The organism is Ensifer sp. ENS08, assembly GCF_014852195.1.
Lineage (GTDB): Bacteria > Pseudomonadota > Alphaproteobacteria > Rhizobiales > Rhizobiaceae > Ensifer > Ensifer adhaerens.
Genome location: NZ_JACVBF010000010.1, coordinates 167,942 through 185,666 on the forward strand (window position 1 = coordinate 167,942; position 17,725 = coordinate 185,666).

The 17,725-nt window shown below is 62.4% G+C and carries 18 protein-coding genes; 3 read left to right on the top strand and 15 right to left on the bottom strand.

Annotated elements, in window-relative coordinates; translation table 11 throughout:
- Window positions 1–41: 41 nt before the first annotated feature.
- The 6 genes from IB272_RS21390 to IB272_RS21415 all read right to left on the bottom strand — a co-directional run bounded on the left by IB272_RS21390 (window position 42) and on the right by IB272_RS21415 (window position 6,113).
- Window positions 42–815: an enoyl-CoA hydratase-related protein gene (locus IB272_RS21390; RefSeq protein ID WP_192444978.1), complete on the bottom strand. Its 774-nt coding sequence runs from the start codon at window positions 813–815 to the stop codon at window positions 42–44.
- A complete protein-coding gene (locus IB272_RS21395; protein ID WP_060518083.1) occupies window positions 812–1,969 on the bottom strand; it encodes a CoA transferase in 1,158 nt (385 codons plus the stop codon). Before IB272_RS21395 ends, IB272_RS21390 begins: the two co-directional genes overlap by 4 nt.
- Window positions 1,966–3,321, bottom strand: coding sequence for an FAD-dependent oxidoreductase (locus tag IB272_RS21400; RefSeq protein ID WP_246810397.1), 1,356 nt, complete (start codon window positions 3,319–3,321; stop codon window positions 1,966–1,968). The genes IB272_RS21395 and IB272_RS21400 overlap by 4 nt, the downstream gene beginning before the upstream one ends.
- Before the next feature lie 113 nt (window positions 3,322–3,434).
- Window positions 3,435–4,271, bottom strand: coding sequence for an ABC transporter permease (locus IB272_RS21405; RefSeq protein WP_034796058.1), 837 nt, complete (start codon window positions 4,269–4,271; stop codon window positions 3,435–3,437).
- Window positions 4,271–5,074 carry an ABC transporter ATP-binding protein gene (locus tag IB272_RS21410; RefSeq protein ID WP_034796056.1) on the bottom strand — a complete coding sequence of 268 codons (804 nt, stop codon included), beginning with the start codon at window positions 5,072–5,074 and terminating at the stop codon, window positions 4,271–4,273. The genes IB272_RS21405 and IB272_RS21410 overlap by 1 nt, the downstream gene beginning before the upstream one ends.
- A gap of 4 nt (window positions 5,075–5,078) precedes the next feature.
- Window positions 5,079–6,113 carry an ABC transporter substrate-binding protein gene (locus tag IB272_RS21415; protein ID WP_034796052.1) on the bottom strand — a complete coding sequence of 345 codons (1,035 nt, stop codon included), beginning with the start codon at window positions 6,111–6,113 and terminating at the stop codon, window positions 5,079–5,081.
- A 220-nt stretch (window positions 6,114–6,333) separates the two neighbouring features.
- Between IB272_RS21415 and IB272_RS21420 the strand changes: the two genes are divergently transcribed.
- Window positions 6,334–7,767: an aldehyde dehydrogenase family protein gene (locus IB272_RS21420; protein ID WP_192444982.1), complete on the top strand. Its 1,434-nt coding sequence runs from the start codon at window positions 6,334–6,336 to the stop codon at window positions 7,765–7,767.
- A 123-nt stretch (window positions 7,768–7,890) separates the two neighbouring features.
- Here IB272_RS21420 and IB272_RS35395 read toward each other — a convergent pair whose 3' ends face one another.
- From IB272_RS35395 to IB272_RS21435, 4 genes are all read right to left on the bottom strand, one after another.
- Window positions 7,891–8,013 carry a hypothetical protein gene (locus IB272_RS35395; RefSeq protein ID WP_255381371.1) on the bottom strand — a complete coding sequence of 41 codons (123 nt, stop codon included), beginning with the start codon at window positions 8,011–8,013 and terminating at the stop codon, window positions 7,891–7,893.
- A 172-nt stretch (window positions 8,014–8,185) separates the two neighbouring features.
- Window positions 8,186–9,112 (bottom strand): dihydrodipicolinate synthase family protein, encoded by a 927-nt coding sequence (locus IB272_RS21425; protein ID WP_112984499.1) that lies wholly within the window; start codon window positions 9,110–9,112, stop codon window positions 8,186–8,188.
- Entirely contained in the window at window positions 9,109–9,816 is a 708-nt protein-coding gene (locus IB272_RS21430) for a ribonuclease activity regulator RraA (protein ID WP_060603431.1), read from the bottom strand. Before IB272_RS21430 ends, IB272_RS21425 begins: the two co-directional genes overlap by 4 nt.
- A gap of 15 nt (window positions 9,817–9,831) precedes the next feature.
- Window positions 9,832–10,617: an SDR family oxidoreductase gene (locus IB272_RS21435; protein ID WP_113294934.1), complete on the bottom strand. Its 786-nt coding sequence runs from the start codon at window positions 10,615–10,617 to the stop codon at window positions 9,832–9,834.
- A 93-nt stretch (window positions 10,618–10,710) separates the two neighbouring features.
- Here IB272_RS21435 and IB272_RS21440 point away from each other — a divergent pair, with 93 nt between their 5' ends.
- On the top strand, window positions 10,711–11,568 hold the full coding sequence (locus IB272_RS21440) for a LysR family transcriptional regulator (RefSeq protein WP_192444984.1): 858 nt from the start codon (window positions 10,711–10,713) through the stop codon (window positions 11,566–11,568).
- A 301-nt stretch (window positions 11,569–11,869) separates the two neighbouring features.
- Window positions 11,870–12,172, top strand: a complete 303-nt coding sequence (locus tag IB272_RS21445) for a putative quinol monooxygenase (RefSeq protein ID WP_192444986.1) — start codon at window positions 11,870–11,872, stop codon at window positions 12,170–12,172.
- 49 nt (window positions 12,173–12,221) lie between these two features.
- Here the strand turns inward: IB272_RS21445 and IB272_RS21450 are convergent, their stop codons facing one another.
- The 5 genes from IB272_RS21450 to dgoD all read right to left on the bottom strand — a co-directional run bounded on the left by IB272_RS21450 (window position 12,222) and on the right by dgoD (window position 17,704).
- Entirely contained in the window at window positions 12,222–12,923 is a 702-nt protein-coding gene (locus IB272_RS21450) for a FadR/GntR family transcriptional regulator (RefSeq protein WP_192358806.1), read from the bottom strand.
- Between the two features lie 50 nt (window positions 12,924–12,973).
- Complete coding sequence (locus tag IB272_RS21455) at window positions 12,974–13,876, bottom strand: dihydrodipicolinate synthase family protein (protein ID WP_060603514.1); 903 nt, start codon at window positions 13,874–13,876, stop codon at window positions 12,974–12,976.
- 10 nt (window positions 13,877–13,886) lie between these two features.
- Window positions 13,887–15,602 (bottom strand): L-arabinonate dehydratase, encoded by a 1,716-nt coding sequence (araD, locus tag IB272_RS21460; RefSeq protein WP_110819279.1) that lies wholly within the window; start codon window positions 15,600–15,602, stop codon window positions 13,887–13,889.
- Between the two features lie 165 nt (window positions 15,603–15,767).
- Complete coding sequence (locus tag IB272_RS21465) at window positions 15,768–16,544, bottom strand: SDR family oxidoreductase (RefSeq protein WP_192444988.1); 777 nt, start codon at window positions 16,542–16,544, stop codon at window positions 15,768–15,770.
- An 11-nt stretch (window positions 16,545–16,555) separates the two neighbouring features.
- Window positions 16,556–17,704, bottom strand: coding sequence for a galactonate dehydratase (gene dgoD, locus IB272_RS21470; RefSeq protein WP_060530195.1), 1,149 nt, complete (start codon window positions 17,702–17,704; stop codon window positions 16,556–16,558).
- Window positions 17,705–17,725 lie beyond the last annotated feature (21 nt).

The following is a 17,725-nucleotide window of genomic DNA, read 5'->3' on the forward strand; positions in this document are numbered from 1 at the left end:
GATTGGACCCCTCCTCCCCTGGGCCCCGACCTATAACACGCTCACCGTCCCCTCCAAACGGGCGCGCGCTTCTCCTGAAAAGCGCGCACACCTTCCAGCGCATCCTCGCTGTTCAGCGCCTTCACAAGCGCGGGCGTGCGTAATCCCTGGGCTTCCGCCGGAGACAGGTGTCCGGTGCGATTGACCGTCTGCTTGATGGCGCGCAGCGAGAGCGGCGCACAGGCGACGATTTCCTTCACCCAGCGGGAGACGGCCGCGTCGAGCTCGCCCGGTTCGGCAAGTTCGTTGACGATACCAAAGGCGCGCATCTCGGCGGCCGAGAACCGCCGACCGGTCAACAGCACACCCATGGCAAGGTTGTGCGGGATCCTGCGCTGAAGAAGCACCATGCCGCCATCGAGCGGCAGGCGCCCGACGCGAGCCTCGGGCAGGCCGAAGGCCGCCTCCGTCGAAGCTATGACGATATCGCAGCCGAGAACCATCTCGAATCCACCACCGAGCGCATAGCCATTGACCCTCGCGATGACGGGAACATCCAGAGAGCGGCGAAAGGCCAGTCCTCCAAAGCCGTTCGGCCGGTTTTCGGTCCAGTAATCAAGGCCGGTCTTTTCAGCCCCCTTCAGATCCGCCCCGGCGCAGAACGCCCGTTCGCCGGCGCCCGTCAAGACGACGCAGCTGATGTCGTCGCGTGCTTCGATCTCCTCCCAGATCGCATCCAGTTCGCGCTCGGTTGCGGCATCCACCGCGTTCATCCGCTCGGGACGGTTGAGAGTGACGCTTGCGACGCGATCCTCTACCACGAAAGTGACGCTCATGCCGCATCTCCCTGACGAACCGAAAGTCCCGAAAGGATCTCGTCATTGTGCTCGCCGAGCGTCGGCGGCGCGATGCGAACCGTCACGGTCGCCGCCGACATGTCGATCGGCGAACCAACCAGCCGGATCGGACCGGCCTTCGTCTCTCCCGCGTCCAGGATCATGCCGTTGATCGTCGTCTGTTCGTCGTTAAGGGCTTCGGGAAGCGAGCGTACCGGTGCGCAGAGAATGTCCACCTGTTCCAAGCGGCCGAGCCAATGGGCGCTGCTGTTTTTTGCGAACGCCTCGCGGAAGATTTGCTGCAAATCCGGACGGCGCTGCATCTGCGCGTCGAAATCGACAAATTGCGGCTGGAGGGACAGGTCCTCGATCTCAAGGGCATTGCAGATGTCGCGCAGCGGATTCTGCTTGAAGGCACCGACCATGACGATGGCGCCGTCGGTCGTCTCGAACACGCCCGTCAGCGGGAAGGCGCCCCAGTTCAGGTCCTTTTCCCGCATCATGTGCGTGGTGCCTTCCTGCATCTGCATGGCGAGCATCGAACTGTAGAGGCTGACCGCCACTTGCTGGCCGTGCCCGGTCTTTTCGCGATGCAGCAAGGCAAGCAGAATGCCCTGCACGAGGTGCATGCCGGCCGAGTAGTCTGCAAGCGGCGTCGCGTAGATCGACAGCGGATGGCTCGCGTCGGACTTGCGCCGCATGACGCCCGAAAGCGCCTGCGCCAGGATGTCCTGCCCGCCCTTGTGCCGGTAGGGGCCTTCAAGGCCGAAGCCCGTGCCGACGGCGTAGATCAGCCGTGGGTTTGTCCGCTTCAGCTCTTCATAGCCGAAACCCATGCGCTCCATGACGTCAGGACGGAAATTGTTGACGACCACGTCGGCAGTGTCGATCAGCGCGCGGACGGCTGCCCGCGCCTCGTCCTGCTTGAGGTCGAGTGCAAGGCTCTTCTTGTTGCGGTTGAGCGAGGAGAAAACCGGATTGTTGAGGCCATCCGGGTCGGAGCCCAGCGACCAGCGCGAGAGGTCGCCGATCTTGGCCTTTTCGACCTTGATGACCTCGGCGCCGTAGTCGGCCAGCATCTGCGTGCAGCACGGGCCAAGCATGACCTGGGTAAAGTCGACGACGCGGATACCGTCGAGGGGAAGAGACGTCATTCTGCGGCCTCCAGATAGGTTGCATTTTCGGATGGTACGTCGCCGGGATCGGCACCCTGCGCCCGCAGCTGCTTCTGGATCGCCTTGACGTCGGCGTCTCGCACCTTGACGCCGGCATTGAGCGCGACGGTGGCGGCAACACCGGCCGCCTCGCCCATCGCCATGCAGGGCGGGATCTCGCGGCTCGATTTTTGCGCCTGAATGGTCGCGGAATAATGCCGGCCTGCGACGATCAACTGATCGACCTCTTTGGGCAGCATGGCCCTATAGGGCGTGTAGTAGTCGCGGCCACGGCACACTGTGTCGGTGAAGTGCTGGCGGTTCATCACGTCGCCCTTGGTGACGACATATTCGCCCTGGAGCAGTCGCGACTGGCGCACGCCCGTCTGCGGCGCAAAGTCGATCACATGGGCATTTTCGAAGCCCGGCAGGTTGGCGCGGGCGAAGTCGAGCAGGCGGGCAATGCGGCCACGGCCCTCGAGTTCCGCATAGGTTAAGTCTTCGACACGGAGGCCAGAGAGCTTCGGCATGTGCGGGCAGTTGAGCCAGATGACGCCCGGCAGCGGGGTCTTCAGCCACCAGTACGACCAGCAACCGCCAATCAGACGCTTGGCCTCGTGGTCGATTGCCTTAAACTTTTCGGGTTCCTCAAATTCGAAGCGCTCGGCGGCTTCAGTGTCGATGCCCCCCCAGCGGGAAACCGTCGTCAGGATGAAATTGCCGTCCGTATGCTGGGCGCCGGCATCGGCCGCAACGTCGAGGTCGCCCGAGGCGTCGATGACGACGTCGCCCATGATGGCCTCGCGGCCGGATTTCGTCTGGCAAACCACACCCTTGATCGTGCCGTTCTCGACGATCGCCGAGGAGAACCAGCTATGGGTCCTGAGCTTCACGCCGGATTCGCGCAGGATGTCATAGGAGACGCGCTTGAAGGCGTCCGGATCGAAGGCGGCCGCATAGCAGATCGGGTGCGGCGCAGACGGCGTGTGGAAGTCGAACAGGCCCCAGCGCGCCCATCTTTGCCAGGCCTCCGGCGTATCGCGAATATCGAGCTGGCGGTCGCCATCCGTCGGCGTGACGCAAAGGCCGAGCGTCTTCATCCGTTCGATCATTTCCATGCAGATGCCACGCACGGTGATTTCGACGCCGTTGACCATGTCGTCGAGCACCAGAACCATACCGCCTGCGGCAAGGCCACCGACATAGGGATAGCGTTCGATAAGCGTGACGCTGGCTCCGGTGCGTGCCGCCGAAACCGCGGCGGAGATCCCAGCCGGTCCACCGCCGACGACGACGACGTCCGAGCGGTCGACGATCCGGGCATTGCGCAGGGGTTCTCTGATTGTTTCCATGGTCGTTTCCTCCATAGGGGACGTGTCCGGCGAAATGTGAGGAGCTCACAGCCAGTGACTTCGTCGGTGGACCGGACCCGGTTATCCAGGTCCGGCAGCAAAGGGTTTGGGGGTCAGTGGTCCGTCGTCGGTTTCCAGCGGACGATCTTCGATTCCGCGTAGGAGACGGCAAAGAAGAGAACCACGGCAAGCGAGGCCGCAATCACCACCGTCGCGTAAAGCAGCGGCGAGCGGAAATTGTAGGTCGCCTCGATGATCAGCGCACCGAGACCGTAGCTGGAGCCGATCCATTCGGCGACGATCGCGCCCATCACGCTGCTGGTTGCCGCAATCTTCAGCGCGGCGAAGAGAAAGGGCAGCGAGCCCGGCAGGCGAACCTTCCAGAAGATTTCGGAATTGCTGGCAGACAGGATGCGCATCAGGTCTAGCATTGCGGGGCTCGCCGACTTCAGTCCCTGCACCATGTTGACCAGCGTCGGGAAGAAGCAGATCAGGCCGGCGATGATGATCTTCGGCGCGATGCCGTTGCCGACAAGCAGCACCAGGATCGGGGCAAGCGCGATGATCGGGATCGACTTGATGATGACGGCGATCGGATAGAAGGCGCGTTCCGCGAGCGGGCTATAGACGAACCAGACCGCCAGAAGGACGGCGATGACATTGCCGAAGATAAAACCGAGAACGGCCTCCATGAGCGTCGGCCAGAAGTTCGTCCAGAGCACGCCGGCGTTTTCGCCGAAGGCCTTGATGACGTCGACCGGTCCGGGCGCCATGAAGGTCGGCACCGAAAAACCCCAGACGACGAGTTGCCACAAAAGGATGCAGCCAAGGATCGCGAGTGTCGCCGGAAGATGTCGCAGGATCGCAGCGGCAAGACCATCGAGTATCCGGAACCGGTTGCCGTCGGTCAAAGCGCGGCCTTCCGCCTGTGAAGGAAGGGCATTCGCCATCAGCATTCTCCCAAAAGTTTGCGCAGGTGGGCGGTCACCTGGATGAACTCGACCGTGTCGCGCATCGCGAGAGTTCGCGGGTAGGGCAAGTCGACTTTCATGAACTCTTTGACGCGGCCGGGATGGGCGGCGAGCATCAGCACATGTTGACCGAGGAAGACGGCCTCGGGGATCGAATGGGTGACGAAGAGGATCGTCGTGCCGGTTTCCTGCCAGAGGCGCAGCAGTTCTTCGTTCAGCTTGTCGCGCGTGATCTCGTCGAGCGCGCCGAAAGGCTCGTCCATCAAGAGAATACGCGGGCGGGTCACCAGTGCCCGGGCGATCGCCACGCGCTGGCGCTGGCCGCCCGACAATTCGTGCGGCATCGCCTTCTCGCGCCCCTTCAAGCCCACGAGGGCGAGAAGCTCTTCCGGATCGGCATAGGTCGCGCCCGGTTCGCGTTTTCCCACCAGCAGCGGGAGACGCACATTGTCGATCACATTGCGCCACGGCAGCAGCGTCGCTTCCTGGAAGACGAAGGCGAAATCGCGCCCCTCGCGCGCCTTGCGCGGTGTCTGGCCATGGACGGACACCGAACCGTCGGTGATGTGCACGAGATCCGCGACGGTACGCAGCAAAGTCGACTTGCCGCAGCCGGATGGGCCGAGCATGGTCACGAGCGAGCCGGCCGGTATCTCGACCGAGACATCGGAGAGTGCGGTGAAGCCTGAATCATCCGCGCCAAAGCGAATGTGAAGGTTCTTCACCGACACCGCGGCGTTGCCGAGCGAAGCCTGGCCGGGTCTGATAAGCGTTTCCAACATCGCCTTATCCTACGCTCTTGCGGACATCGGCCGTCGCATCCAGGATTGCCATTGTGTAGACGTCGTCGACGTTGGGAACCGGACCTGTGAACTGGCCGAGGTCCGCATAGGTCTTGATTTGCTCCGCCCAGTTTGCCTGGTCCATGCCTCCCCAACCCTCGCTCGCGGTGGTTTCGTTGAACACGAACTTCATCAGCGGTCCGATGGCCTCCAGCTCGCTCGCCTTGTCGAGGTTGGGGTAGGATTCAAGCAGGATGTCGACGGCCTCTTCCTGATGGTCGCGGGCATAACCCCACCCGCGCGCCGAACCGGATACGAAGGCTGCGAGCTGGTCCGCGTGATTTTGCAACTGGTCGTCGGTGGTATAGTAGACGTTGGCATAAAGCCGGATACCGCCATCCCAGAGCGTCAGATCGACCCGGTCATCCCCAAGCACCTTCAGGGCGTTGACGTTCGTCAGCCAGCCACAGACCGCATCGGCCTGGCCGGTCACGAGCTGGTTCATGTCCGAGCCCATGTTGACGATCTTGACCTGGTCTTCCGATATGCCGTTCTTGGCGAGAAGCGCGCGCAGAAGAATGACCGAGGTCGGGATCGCGGCGATCGTCTTGCCAATCATGTCCTGAGGCTTGGCGATCGGATTTGCCTTGCGAGAGAAATAGGCGAAGGGATGTTTTTGGTAGCCGGCGGCGAATGCCTTGATCGGTGCGCCGGCCGAACGAGCCAGCATGACTGACGGGCTGGAGGAAATCTGACCGATGGTCGACTGGCCAACGGCAACACCCGCAACACCATCGACATTCGGTCCGCCGGGCACGATTTCGAGCTCTATGCTCTTCTCGGCGTAGTAACCCTTCTTGCGGGCCACGAGCTCTCCGAGAAGCCCGTTCGATGGCAGCCAACCGAGCTGCATGCGTATCGTCGCGGAATCGGCCGCAAGGCCTGGTGAAACATTGATGAGGCTATGGGTTGCGGCAATCGCGCCCATTGCGGCCGCATTCGAAAGGAAACCTCGGCGGTTCATCATAAAACGAGACATATCGTTCCCCTTGCTTGTTATGGGAGCGATGATGATGGAATTTGGCATCTCATAAAGCACAATTTTTAGCGGTTGGTATTGCCGATACGGCAACGCTCGGGTCGCGATTTGGGTTTGCCGTTTTGGCAATGGCGGGGTCGAAAGATTGTTCTTTCTGCCGGATCCATCGCATCCGATAAGCAGAGACATGATCAAAGTGTGAGCGCCGCGGAGGATAGATATGGTGCAGAAAAACCTGATCGATGGGGAATGGATCGCCGGTAGCGAAGCGTTCCGCAACATCAACCCGTCCGATACCAACGACGTGGTCGGCGAATACGCCCGCGCGTCAGCCGAGGATGCGCGCGCAGCGATCGCTGCCGCCAAGGCGGCGTTTCCGGCCTGGTCGCGCTCGGGTATTCTCGAGCGCCACGCGATCATCAGGAAGACCGCCGACGAGATCCTTGCGCGCAAGGACGAACTCGGGAAGCTCTTGTCGCGTGAGGAAGGCAAGACCTTGGCCGAAGGCATCGGCGAGACGGTGCGCGCCGGCCAGATCTTCGACTTCTTCGCCGGCGAGTGCCTGCGGTTGGCGGGCGAGGTGCTGCCGTCGGCAAGACCCAATATCGGCGTCGAGATCACCCGCGAGCCGGTCGGTGTCGTCGGCATCATCACGCCCTGGAACTTCCCGATCGCCATTCCCGCCTGGAAGATCGCGCCGGCACTCTGCTACGGCAACACCGTCGTCTTCAAGCCGGCCGAACTGGTGCCCGGCAGTTCCTGGGCCATCGTCGACATTCTTAACCGCGCCGGCCTGCCGAAGGGCGTCTTGAACCTCGTGATGGGCAAGGGCTCGGTCGTCGGCCAGGCGATGCTCGACAGTCCCGACATTCACGCCATCACCTTCACCGGCTCGACCGGCACGGGCAAACGCGTGGCGCTGGCCTCGGTCGAACACAATCGCAAATACCAGCTGGAGATGGGCGGCAAGAACCCGTTCGTCGTGCTTGACGACGCCGATCTTGCGGTCGCGGTCGAGGCGGCGGTCAACTCCGCCTTCTTCTCCACCGGCCAGCGCTGCACCGCATCTTCGCGCCTCATCGTCACCGAGGGCATTCATGATCGCTTCGTGGCGGCCATGGGCGAACGGATGAAGGGGCTTGTGATCGACGACGCCTTGAAGGCCGGCACCCAGATCGGTCCGGTGGTCGATGAGAGCCAGCTCAACCAGGACACCGACTATATCGCCATCGGCCGACAGGAAGGCGCAAAGCTTGCCTTCGGCGGCGAGCTTCTGAAGCGCGACACGCCCGGCTTCTACCTGCAGCCGGCGCTGTTTACCGAAGCGACGAACGCCATGCGCATTTCTCGGGAAGAGATCTTCGGGCCGGTCGCATCCGTCATCCGCGTCAAGGACTACGATGAGGCGCTCACTGTCGCCAACGACACGCCCTTCGGTCTGTCCTCGGGGATTGCCACCACCAGCCTCAAGCACGCGACCCATTTCAAGCGCAATGCCGAAGCCGGCATGGTGATGGTCAACCTGCCGACGGCGGGCGTCGATTTCCACGTGCCCTTCGGCGGCCGCAAGGGCTCGTCCCATGGCTCGCGCGAGCAGGGGCGCTACGCCGCCGAGTTCTACACGACCGTCAAGACGGCCTACACGCTCGCTTGAATGTGAGGCAAGCCCCGGCGTCCAGCATCCATGTCGACGTGGGCGGCGGGGCTTTTCGATAGATAGCTCAAGTCCGCAAGGATAATTGCCGAGGCCGCCAGCTCAGGAGGTCGCGATTTTCTCTCAGAGAACGGGATAGAGGCCTCGCGAAGACACCACGTACTGGATCGCCGCAAGCAGGATCGCGACCACAACGATCACACCGATACGCAACGTTCTTTCAAGGAAAGTTTCCTGGCCCTGCATCGTCAAACCTCGTTCTGAAACAGGTGTATCGACAATCGGCAAGGTCAGAGTATCAGGCGCGCGAGCGCGAGCACAGACCGCAATGACAAGTCGCAGAACGGGAACGACCTTTAAAAACCCGTCCGCCGCTTCAGATCAGAGACGGACGGGGGCCCCGGGGAGAAGAAGCGGCCTAGAAAGCAGCTCGCCTGTCGTATCTCGCGAGACGGGCAAGCAGATAGTCCACTTCCGCCCGCGCTGTCGGGGTCAGCATCTGGGCTGGCTTGCGTTGCGCGTCGGTGGCGATAACGCCGCGACGCTTCAGAACGTGCTTGCGAATGGCAAGGCCTATCCCGAGCTGCTGCTCGTAACGGATCAACGGCAGGTGCGCGTCGAATAGATCGTGCGCTTCATCCCTCTTCCCGGCCGCAGAAAGCTCCATCAGTTCGGTAAGCATGTCCGGAAAGCCATAGCCGGTCATGGCACCATCGGCACCGCGCTCCGGCTCGAAGTCGAGGAAGAGGCCGCCATTGCCGCACAGGATGGAAAATTCGCGAAGTTCGCCCGCCTTCTGCATGGCGCGCAACTTTGATATTTTCTCAAGACCGGGCCAGTCCTCGTGCTTCAGCATCAGGCAGGACGAATGGTTGGTGATGATCTTCGCGATGACGCCAGGCGCCATGACAACCGTGAGGGTCAGCGGATAGTCCTGCAAAACCCACGGCACATCTTCGCCGACCGCTTCCACCGCACCTGCGAAATAGTTGACGATCTGATCATCCGTGCGCAGCGCAGGTGGCGGAGCGATCATGACGCCGGCAGCACCCATCTCCATCGAGTCACGCGCCAGCGAGCGCATGCTGGCAAAACCTGGAGCGGATACCCCGACGATGACAGGAATCTTCGACCGGGAGACCACCCGCTTGACGATGGCTCTGCTTTCCTCCGGTTCGAGCTTCGGGGCCTCGCCCATGATTCCAAGGATCGTGACGCCGGTACAACCGCTCTCCTCATAAAAGTCTGTCAACTTGTCGATCGAATTGAAATCGATCGAGCCGTCCTCGAAGAACGGTGTCGTCGCGATGGCGTAGACGCCCTTGGATTGCGTGCTGAACGTCATTTCTGGCTTTCCTTCCAGGCCTCGTACCGGGCCTTCGTTTCAGCGTTCATCGGGTAAAGACCGGGAAGCGGCACGCCCCGATCCACTTCAGTCATGATCCAGGCTTCCATACGCTCCTGCTCGGGTGCCTCAGCGAGCACCTCTTCGAGAAGCGCGGCCGGGATCAGGACTGCGCCGTCGTCGTCGACGACGACAATATCATCAGGCAGAACAGCAACGCCGCCGCAATTGATCGGCTCCTGCCATCCAACGAAGGTCAAGCCTGCGACTGAAGGCGGTGCCGCAACACCATTGCACCACACCTTCATGCCGCTCGCCAGCACCCCCTCGGCGTCCCGCATCACGCCGTCGGTAACGAGGCCGGCAACCTTGCGTTTCGCCATGCGGGCACACAGGATGTCGCCGAAGATGCCGGCATCACTGACGCCCACTGCATCGGCGACGGCGACGCAGCCCTCTGGCATCGCTTCGATCGCCGCCCGCGTGGAGATTGGCGACGCCCAGCTCGCAGGCGTGGCGAGGTCTTCCCGGGCAGGAATGAAGCGCAGCGTAAAGGCCTTGCCGACAACCCGTCCCTGGCCGGGCTTCAGTGGTTTCGTGCCGCGCAGCCAGGTGTTGCGAAGCCCTTTTTTCAGGAGAACCGTGGTGAGCGTCGCGGTGGAGACGCTCTTCAGGGTTTCAACGACGTGAGGCTCAAGTGTCATTAGAAACCTCGCACATCAGATGCTGTTGATCAGCCCGCCATCGACACGGATGACTGAGCCGGTGATATAGGATGCGCGGGGGCTCGCAAGGAAGCTGACGGTGTCGCCATATTCCTTCGGATCGCCGTAGCGGCCGACCGGGATCGACCCGGTGCTTTCAGCCGTGACATCGGCGACGGGGCGGTTCTCGCGCTTGGCCTTCTGTTCGTCCAGAAAGACGATCCGACCGGTGGCAATACGCCCCGGCAGTACGATGTTTGCGGTGATACCGTCGCGACCAACCTCACGCGCCAGGGTCTTCGACCAGCCGACCAAGGCCAGGCGCAGGCTGTTCGATATCCCGAGATTTGCAATCGGCGCGACGACGCCGGAGGACGTCGAGGTAATGATGCGTCCCCATTGGCGCTCGCGCATACCCGGAAGCACGGCATCGGTGACCGCGATCACCGAGCGAACCATGAGGTCGAAATATTTCGACCAATCGTCGGGCGACTGTCCGGCGGCGGGCGTTGGGGGCGGCCCCCCGGTGTTGTTGACAAGGATGTCGACCGGTCCGAACGCAGCTTTTATGGCATCGAGCTTCTGACCGATCAGGGAAAGGTCGCCGATATCCCAAATGAGCGGAATGGCCTTGCCGCCTGCGCCGCTGATTGCCTCTGCAGTCGCCGTGGCGCTTTCCTCGTGGATGTCGGCGACAACGACGGAAACGCCTTCGGCCGCGAGCGACCTGGCGATCGCGCCGCCAAGCCCACCACCGGCGCCGAATACGAGCGCCGTCTTGTTGTTCAACTGAAGATCCAACTCTTCCTCCTGTTGTTTGACGGCACTATGCCAAGGCGGAAACGGAAGAAACACCTTCCTTTTTATCCCTTCAGACGATAGTAAAAATAAACGATGGAAACGCGCTTTCTCGAAACCTTTCTGGCGGTGGTTCAGCATGGCTCGCTCGCCGAGGCATCACGCCGCATGGGCGTCACGCCAGCGGCGGTCGCGCAACGGATCCAGGCGTTGGAAGACGAGATCGGACTGCCTCTTCTTGCGCGATCAGGCCGGCGGGTGAAGCCAACCGAAGCGGGCGTCGCCATCCTGGAAAAGAGCCGGCGCGTTCTCGCCGAAGTCAGGCAGCTGAAAGGCGTGGCGCGCGACGACCAGGCATTCGGAGAGCTCCGTCTGGGCGCCATCTCGACGGTTCTGACCGGCCTGCTTCCGAACGCCTTGCGGCGGGTTTTCGACAGGACGCCGGGCATCGACATCTTCCTGCTGCCGGGCACGTCGGCCGAACTCTATAACAGTGTCGCTGAAGAGAAGATCGACGCGGCAATCCTTGTCAAACCGCCCTTCCCCATTCCAAAGACGCTCAACTGGGACCTCATCCGGTCGGAACGGTTCGTACTCCTGGCCCCCCCGGACCTTTCAGAGACCCCCGTCGACCGCCTGCTTCGCGAGCAACCGTTCATTCGATACGACAGAAGCAACTGGGGTGGCCGACTGGCCGATACCTACCTTCAAACCCAGCGAATTCTCCCTCGAGAGTGGCTGGAGCTCGATTCACTGGAAGCCATATCGATGATGGTTGAGGCTGGGCTCGGCGTGTCGCTGATGCCCGACTGGCGCTCGCCGCTCTTCGACAAGCTGCGCGTCGCCCGGCTACCGCTACCGAATGCGCCGAGCCGTGAGATCGGTTTGCTCAGGCCACGCAACGTGTCGTCTGGCCGACTGATACAGACCGTCCTCGACGCCATCCGATCATAGAAAACGCGGGTGACGTCGGCGGTCGAACGCTAGGGGATTTGCTCTCAGCAGCGGCCTGCCGCCGGAACAGGGGCCGAGTACCCGGCAACGCGAGCACAGATTATTCGGCAACTCCGAAATAACATTTCTGTCCGTGACGGATTATCGGACCGGGCTGCTCGGCACTATCGTCACTCTTGGTCAATCAGGGCTCCCTGGATGTACCTCGATGGCCCACGGCATTTCAAACCCGTTCACACCGCGCCAACCCGCAGAACCACCCCGAGATCGTTCGCACCAGCGCCCGACGAAAGGAACCGTCATGACCAAAGAAAAGGTAGTCTCCATCGCGATTTTGAAGGCTAAACCGCACCAACGCGAGGCCCTCCGGCAGGGCCTGCTTGGTCTCATCGCTCCAACGCGCGCAGAACCCGGCAACCTCGACTATGTCTTGTTCGAGCTGCGCGATGAGCCCGGTACCTTTTACATGCGCGAAGCTTTCGCCGACCAGCTTGCGCTCGACGCACATTTCGCGACACCCCATTTTCAAGCCTTCGCGGCCGAAATCGATGCTCTCCTTGAAGAACCGCTACGCCTGATTTTCCTGGATCAGGTCTCCGCCTGAGGCGCGGTGACGATCTCGAAGTTGCGGGCGGTATCTCCGGAACAACTGGCTAGGAGGTGAAATTGCGCTTGTAGGTCGACGCGATCAACGCTGCAGCGCGTTCGAATGCCTTGTCCTCGTCGCGTTCTTCGATCGCGACGAGGATCGCCTCATGCTGGGCCAGGGATTGGCCGAAACCGCCTGTAGCCGCCATCGTCTTCGGGATGCTGATGGAGAGCGCTGCCCGAATGACGGAAGCAACCGGCAAGAGGAAGCGGTTGTGGGCGGATTGAAAGATGTTGAGGTGAAAGGCGATATCAGCCTCGATCGCGTCTTCGACACGAGCGCCGCCTTCCGCCATTCGTGCGAAAGCGGCCCGAATCTCTGCATGCTCGGCCGCAGATCCGCGTCTGGCGGCAAGGCGTGCAGCAAGCGGTTCGATCGACAGGCGGAGCTCGAACAGTTCTTCGGCAAGCGTTGCCTGATCCTCCGCATCACTTTGCCACGAAAGCACGACGGGATCGAGGGTGTTCCAGTGTTCGGCCGCCCGCACGCGTGTCCCGAGCCGGGGCTTTGCCTCAATGAAGCCCTTGGTCGACAGGATCTTCAGCGCTTCGCGCAGCGTCGTGCGGCTGACACCGAGTGTCGTCAGCATGTCGGCTTCCTTCGGCAGGGTATCGCCCACCTTCAGCTCGCCGAGCGTGATGCGGCGGCCAATATCGCCTGCGATGCGAGCAGGCAGGCCGCGATCCTCCCGAGCGATTGCCTTCATGCCCACTCTCTCCATTGCATCTCCGCCCCGTTCATAGCCGGTCGCCCCGATCAGGAAAAGCCACCCATCGCGGCCGCGTAGCGGCGGGTCATCTCGATGCCAATCGCGGTCGGTCGCATGGCCGGCGCACGGTCGTGGATGGTTATGCCCGCCCGTTCGCCGAAAAGGCGCTTCCCGTAACAAAGCAGCGTCTCGATGCCCTGCATGGTGAAGACCACGCCGGGCAGCATCCGCCGATAAGCCTCTTGCGCGTGCTCGTCCCAACCGTCTGAAAAGAACTCGTAGGCGCGCACGGCATAGTCGATCGAATCTGGCGCAAGGATCAGGCCGTGGCAACCGATGCGCAGGTTCTCGAGCAGCTCGAGGCCCGCACGACCATTAAATACCGGCAGCCGGCCCTCGGTAACCTCGATGAGATGGGCGATGTCGACGACAGGCCCCTCGCCCTTGACCAGCCGGATGTTCGGGTGCTGGCGCACCAGCTCGCGAATATCGACGGCCGTCAGCCCTCGTCCCATCAGGGCCGGGGCGTTCTGAATGGCAAGCGGCAACTCGGTCTGATCGGCGACGCGGCCGAAGAAGCGGATGTACTCGGCGGCCGAGAACTGGCCGACCATCGGCGGCTGGAGGATCAGCCAGTCGGCGCCGGCCCGTGCCGCATGGCGCGCCTGGCGCACCTGTTCCTCGACCGACGCGCCAAAGATCGTCAGGGCGACCGGCACCTGCCCGGCCGTATCCTCGACCAGCCACTCCATGATTGCCATGCGCTCGGCCTCGTCGAGCTTGGAGGCCTCGGTCGCAAGGCCAAGCCCTGCCATGCCGTGCACGCCGCTTGCCAGGCAGATCTCCGTCTGGCGGCGCATGGCGGCACGATCGAGCTTTTCGTCCTTGTCGAAAAGCGCGTAGAGGATGGCGTGGATGCCATGAAGGCTTTCGATACGAAAGTCGTCCACCGTCGCCTCCTCAATGGCTTTCGCGCGGAACTGCGTGGCCGCGGCCGCCGACAAGAAAATCGAGATCCGCGCCGGTGTCGGCCTGCATCACGCGCTCGACATAGAGGCCCTGATAACCACCCACCATTTCCGGGGGTGGCGCGGTCCAGGCGGTTTTTCGGCGCGCCAGTTCCTCGTCGCTCACGTCGAGGTGGAGGCGGCGGCCGGCAACGTCGAGCTCAATCCAGTCGCCATCCCTTACCAGGGCCAGCGGGCCGCCAACCGCAGCTTCGGGTGCCGTGTGCAGGACGACGGTGCCAAAGGCCGTCCCCGACATGCGGGCATCCGAGATCCTCACCATGTCGCGCACGCCCTTTTTCAGGAGCTTCTGCGGGAGAGCCATGTTGCCGACCTCGGCCATGCCCGGATAGCCCTTCGGGCCGCAGTTCTTCAGCACCATGATCGAGGTCTCGTCGATGTTAAGATCCGGGTCATCGATCCGCGCCTTGTAGTGGTCGATGGTTTCGAACACGACAGCGCGGCCGCGGTGCTGCATCAGCGCCGGGGTCGCCGCGGAAGGCTTGATGATCGCGCCGTCAGGCGCAAGGTTGCCGCGCAGCACGGCGATGCCGCCACTCGAGGTCAGGGCCCGATCGAGCGGCAAGATGACGTCGTCGTTGTAGTTCTCGACAGACTCGATGTTGGCGCCGACGCTTTGGCCGGTCACCGTCAGGGCACTGAGTTCCAGAAGCGCAGCAATCTCCTTCATGACGGCGGGCAGCCCGCCGGCATAGTGGAAATCCTCCATCAGATAGCGCCCCGAAGGCATGAGGTTGAGGATGGTCGGAATATCGCGGCCGAGCCGGTCCCAGTCGTCGAGAGAGAGCTTCGTGCCAATCCGCCCGGCGATTGCCAGGAGATGCACAACGGCGTTGGTGGAGCCGCCGATCGCACCGTTGACGCGGATGGCATTGGCGAAGGCGTCACGGGTCAGGATCTTCGACAGGCGCAGGTCCTCGGCAACCATTTCGACGATCCGCCGCCCGGTTAGCCGCGCCAGCCGGGCGCGGCCCGCATCAACCGCCGGACAGGCGGCATTGCCGGGCAGCGCAAGCCCGAGCGCTTCAACCATGGACGCCATGGTCGAGGCGGTGCCCATCGTCATGCAATGGCCTGGCGAGCGCGACATGGCGCTTTCGGCCGCCATGAAATCCTGTTGCGACATGACACCGGCACGCACGTCTTCGGAAAACTTCCAGACATCAGTGCCTGAGCCGATCGTGCGACCCTTGAAGCGGCCGTTCAACATCGGCCCGCCGGAGATGACAATCGAAGGAAGATCGCAGGAGGCGGCCCCCATCACCAGCGACGGCGTGGTCTTGTCGCAGCCCGCCATGAGCACGACGCCGTCGATAGGGTTGCCACGGATCGCCTCCTCTACGTCCATCGAGGCAAGGTTGCGGAAGAGCATGGCAGTCGGCCGCAGATTGGACTCGCCGCAGGAAAACACCGGGAACTCCAGCGGCAGGCCACCGGCCTCGAGCACGCCTGCCTTGATGTGTTCGACCAGCCCGCGGAAATGCGCATTGCAGGGCGTCAGCTCCGAGAAAGTGTTGCAGATGCCGATCACCGGCCGCCCGTCGAAGACGTCGTCGGGCAACCCGTTGTTCTTCATCCAGCTGCGATGAATGAAGGCGTCCTTGTCCAGTCCGCCAAACCAATGCTGCGATCTTAATTTCCTGGACATGTGTCCTCCCCGATTACCTCAAGCGCTCGCGCCCATTTCATTTCTCATATAATCGGAGTTATAACAAATCAAGCGATGACCGGCCTGACGTGAAGGCAAAGAAAAACCTCCGGCTGGTGAGGCCGGAGGTCGAAAAAAGTGGAGGGGAGCTGTCGAAGTGGCCCTTCAGGGATGGTGCAGCACGCTCATACCGCCATCGACCGTCAGGCAGGTGGCGTTCATGAACGGGCATTCGTCCGAGATCATGAAGAGTGCAGCCTTGGCGATTTCCTCCGGTGTTGCGATGCGGCCACCGGGATGGAGCTTCATAGTATCGGCCTCGGCGGCGACCGGATCGGGGAAACTGTTCCAGTATTCCACGGCCTTCTGCGTGCGGACATAACCCGGCGCCAGCGCATTCACGCGCACGCCCTGCCCGGCATATTCGAGCCCCAGCGCCTTGGTCATGCCGAGAAGCGCATGTTTGGCGACCGGATAGGGGAAGGTGTGCGGGATGATGGTGAAGGCGTGGGTCGAGGCAATATTGAGGATGACGCCGCCGCCCGCCTCGATCATGCCCGGCAGCACAGCCTTGCTGCAATTCCACGCACCCTTGAGATTGATGTCGAAGCAGCGCTGCCAATCGGCATCCGAGAGTTTCAACGGCTCGAAGAAGACGTTGACGCCGGCATTGTTGACGAGCGCATTCGGCTGACCGATCTGACGGGCGGCGGTAACGACGACCTGCTCGATGGCATCGGCATCGGTGATATCGGCCGTGGCGTAGCCGACCTTCCCGCCCGACATACGCAGGCGCTCGGCTTCGCTCGCCAAGAGGTCGCCATCACGGTCGATGAGGAAGAGGCCCGCCCCCTCGCCAAGGAAGGCTTCAGCGATGGCAAGGCCTATGCCTTGCGCTGCGCCGGTGACAACGACGCGTTTTCCCTCAAGACGACCCGCCATATCCGCGCTCCCTACCACTCGGCTACGCTGCCATCGGCGTGGCGCCAGATCGGGTTGCGCCAGCGATGGCCTTCCTTTGCGCGCTCGATGACATATTGCTCATCCACCTCGATGCCGAGGCCAGGGCCTTGCGGGATAGACACGAAGCCGTCCGCGTAGTGGAACACCTCCTTGTTGGAGATGTAGTCGAGAATGTCGTTGGCCTCGTTGTAGTGGATGCCGAGGCTCTGTTCCTGGATGAAGGCGTTGTAGCTGACGGCATCGACCTGAAGGCAGGCGGCAAGCGCAATCGGTCCCAGCGGGCAATGCGGTGCCAGCGCCACGTCGTAGGCCTCCGCCATCGCAGCAATCTTGCGGCATTCGGTGATGCCGCCGGCATGCGACAGGTCCGGCTGCAGGATATCGACATAGCCGTCGGCCAGCACCGACTTGAAGTCCCAACGCGAATAGAGCCGCTCACCGAGCGCGATCGGCGTCGAGCAATGGTTGGCAATTTCCTTCAGCGCCTCGCGGTTTTCCGAAAGCACCGGTTCTTCGATAAACATCAGGTTGAAGGGCTGAAGTTCCTTCGCCAGGACCTTCGCCATCGGCCGGTGCACGCGACCGTGGAAATCGACGCCGATGCCGATATGCGGGCCGATCGCCTCGCGGATCGTCGCAATGGTTTCGACCGCCTTTTCCACCTTCTCCCAGGTGTCGACGATCTGCATCTCCTCGCAGCCATTGAGCTTGATGGCCTTGAAGCCGCGAGCGACGACGTCGCGGGCATTTTTGGCGACATCGGACGGACGGTCACCGCCGATCCAGGAATAGACCTTGATGCGGTCGCGCACCTGGCCGCCAAGCAGCGCATGCACCGGTTGGCCATAGGCCTTGCCCTTGATGTCCCAGAGCGCCTGGTCGATGCCAGCGATCGCCGACATGTGGACCGCACCGCCGCGGTAGAAGCCGCCGCGATACATCACCTGCCAATGGTCCTCAATCAGCAGCGGATCCTTGCCGATCAGATAGTCCGCAAGCTCGTTGACGGCGGCTTCCACGGTCAGGGCGCGGCCTTCGACAACCGGCTCACCCCAGCCGACGATGCCCTCGTCGGTCTCGATCTTCAGAAACAGCCAGCGCGGCGGAACGATGTAGGTGGTGAGCTTGGTGATCTTCATGGTGCGATATCCGCTGGGTCA

Bases quoted from the DNA above. Each gene is read 5' to 3' on its own strand.
- IB272_RS21390 (WP_192444978.1), bottom strand. From the start codon at position 815: ATGAGCGTCACTTTCGTGGTAGAGGATCGCGTCGCAAGCGTCACTCTC.
- IB272_RS21395 (WP_060518083.1), bottom strand. From the start codon at position 1,969: ATGACGTCTCTTCCCCTCGACGGTATCCGCGTCGTCGACTTTACCCAG.
- IB272_RS21400 (WP_246810397.1), bottom strand. From the start codon at position 3,321: ATGGAAACAATCAGAGAACCCCTGCGCAATGCCCGGATCGTCGACCGC.
- IB272_RS21405 (WP_034796058.1), bottom strand. From the start codon at position 4,271: ATGGCGAATGCCCTTCCTTCACAGGCGGAAGGCCGCGCTTTGACCGAC.
- IB272_RS21410 (WP_034796056.1), bottom strand. From the start codon at position 5,074: ATGTTGGAAACGCTTATCAGACCCGGCCAGGCTTCGCTCGGCAACGCC.
- IB272_RS21415 (WP_034796052.1), bottom strand. From the start codon at position 6,113: ATGTCTCGTTTTATGATGAACCGCCGAGGTTTCCTTTCGAATGCGGCC.
- IB272_RS21420 (WP_192444982.1), top strand. From the start codon at position 6,334: ATGGTGCAGAAAAACCTGATCGATGGGGAATGGATCGCCGGTAGCGAA.
- IB272_RS35395 (WP_255381371.1), bottom strand. From the start codon at position 8,013: ATGCAGGGCCAGGAAACTTTCCTTGAAAGAACGTTGCGTATCGGTGTG.
- IB272_RS21425 (WP_112984499.1), bottom strand. From the start codon at position 9,112: ATGACGTTCAGCACGCAATCCAAGGGCGTCTACGCCATCGCGACGACA.
- IB272_RS21430 (WP_060603431.1), bottom strand. From the start codon at position 9,816: ATGACACTTGAGCCTCACGTCGTTGAAACCCTGAAGAGCGTCTCCACC.
- IB272_RS21440 (WP_192444984.1), top strand. From the start codon at position 10,711: ATGGAAACGCGCTTTCTCGAAACCTTTCTGGCGGTGGTTCAGCATGGC.
- IB272_RS21445 (WP_192444986.1), top strand. From the start codon at position 11,870: ATGACCAAAGAAAAGGTAGTCTCCATCGCGATTTTGAAGGCTAAACCG.
- IB272_RS21450 (WP_192358806.1), bottom strand. From the start codon at position 12,923: ATGAAGGCAATCGCTCGGGAGGATCGCGGCCTGCCTGCTCGCATCGCA.
- araD (WP_110819279.1), bottom strand. From the start codon at position 15,602: ATGTCCAGGAAATTAAGATCGCAGCATTGGTTTGGCGGACTGGACAAG.
- IB272_RS21465 (WP_192444988.1), bottom strand. From the start codon at position 16,544: ATGGCGGGTCGTCTTGAGGGAAAACGCGTCGTTGTCACCGGCGCAGCG.
- dgoD (WP_060530195.1), bottom strand. From the start codon at position 17,704: ATGAAGATCACCAAGCTCACCACCTACATCGTTCCGCCGCGCTGGCTG.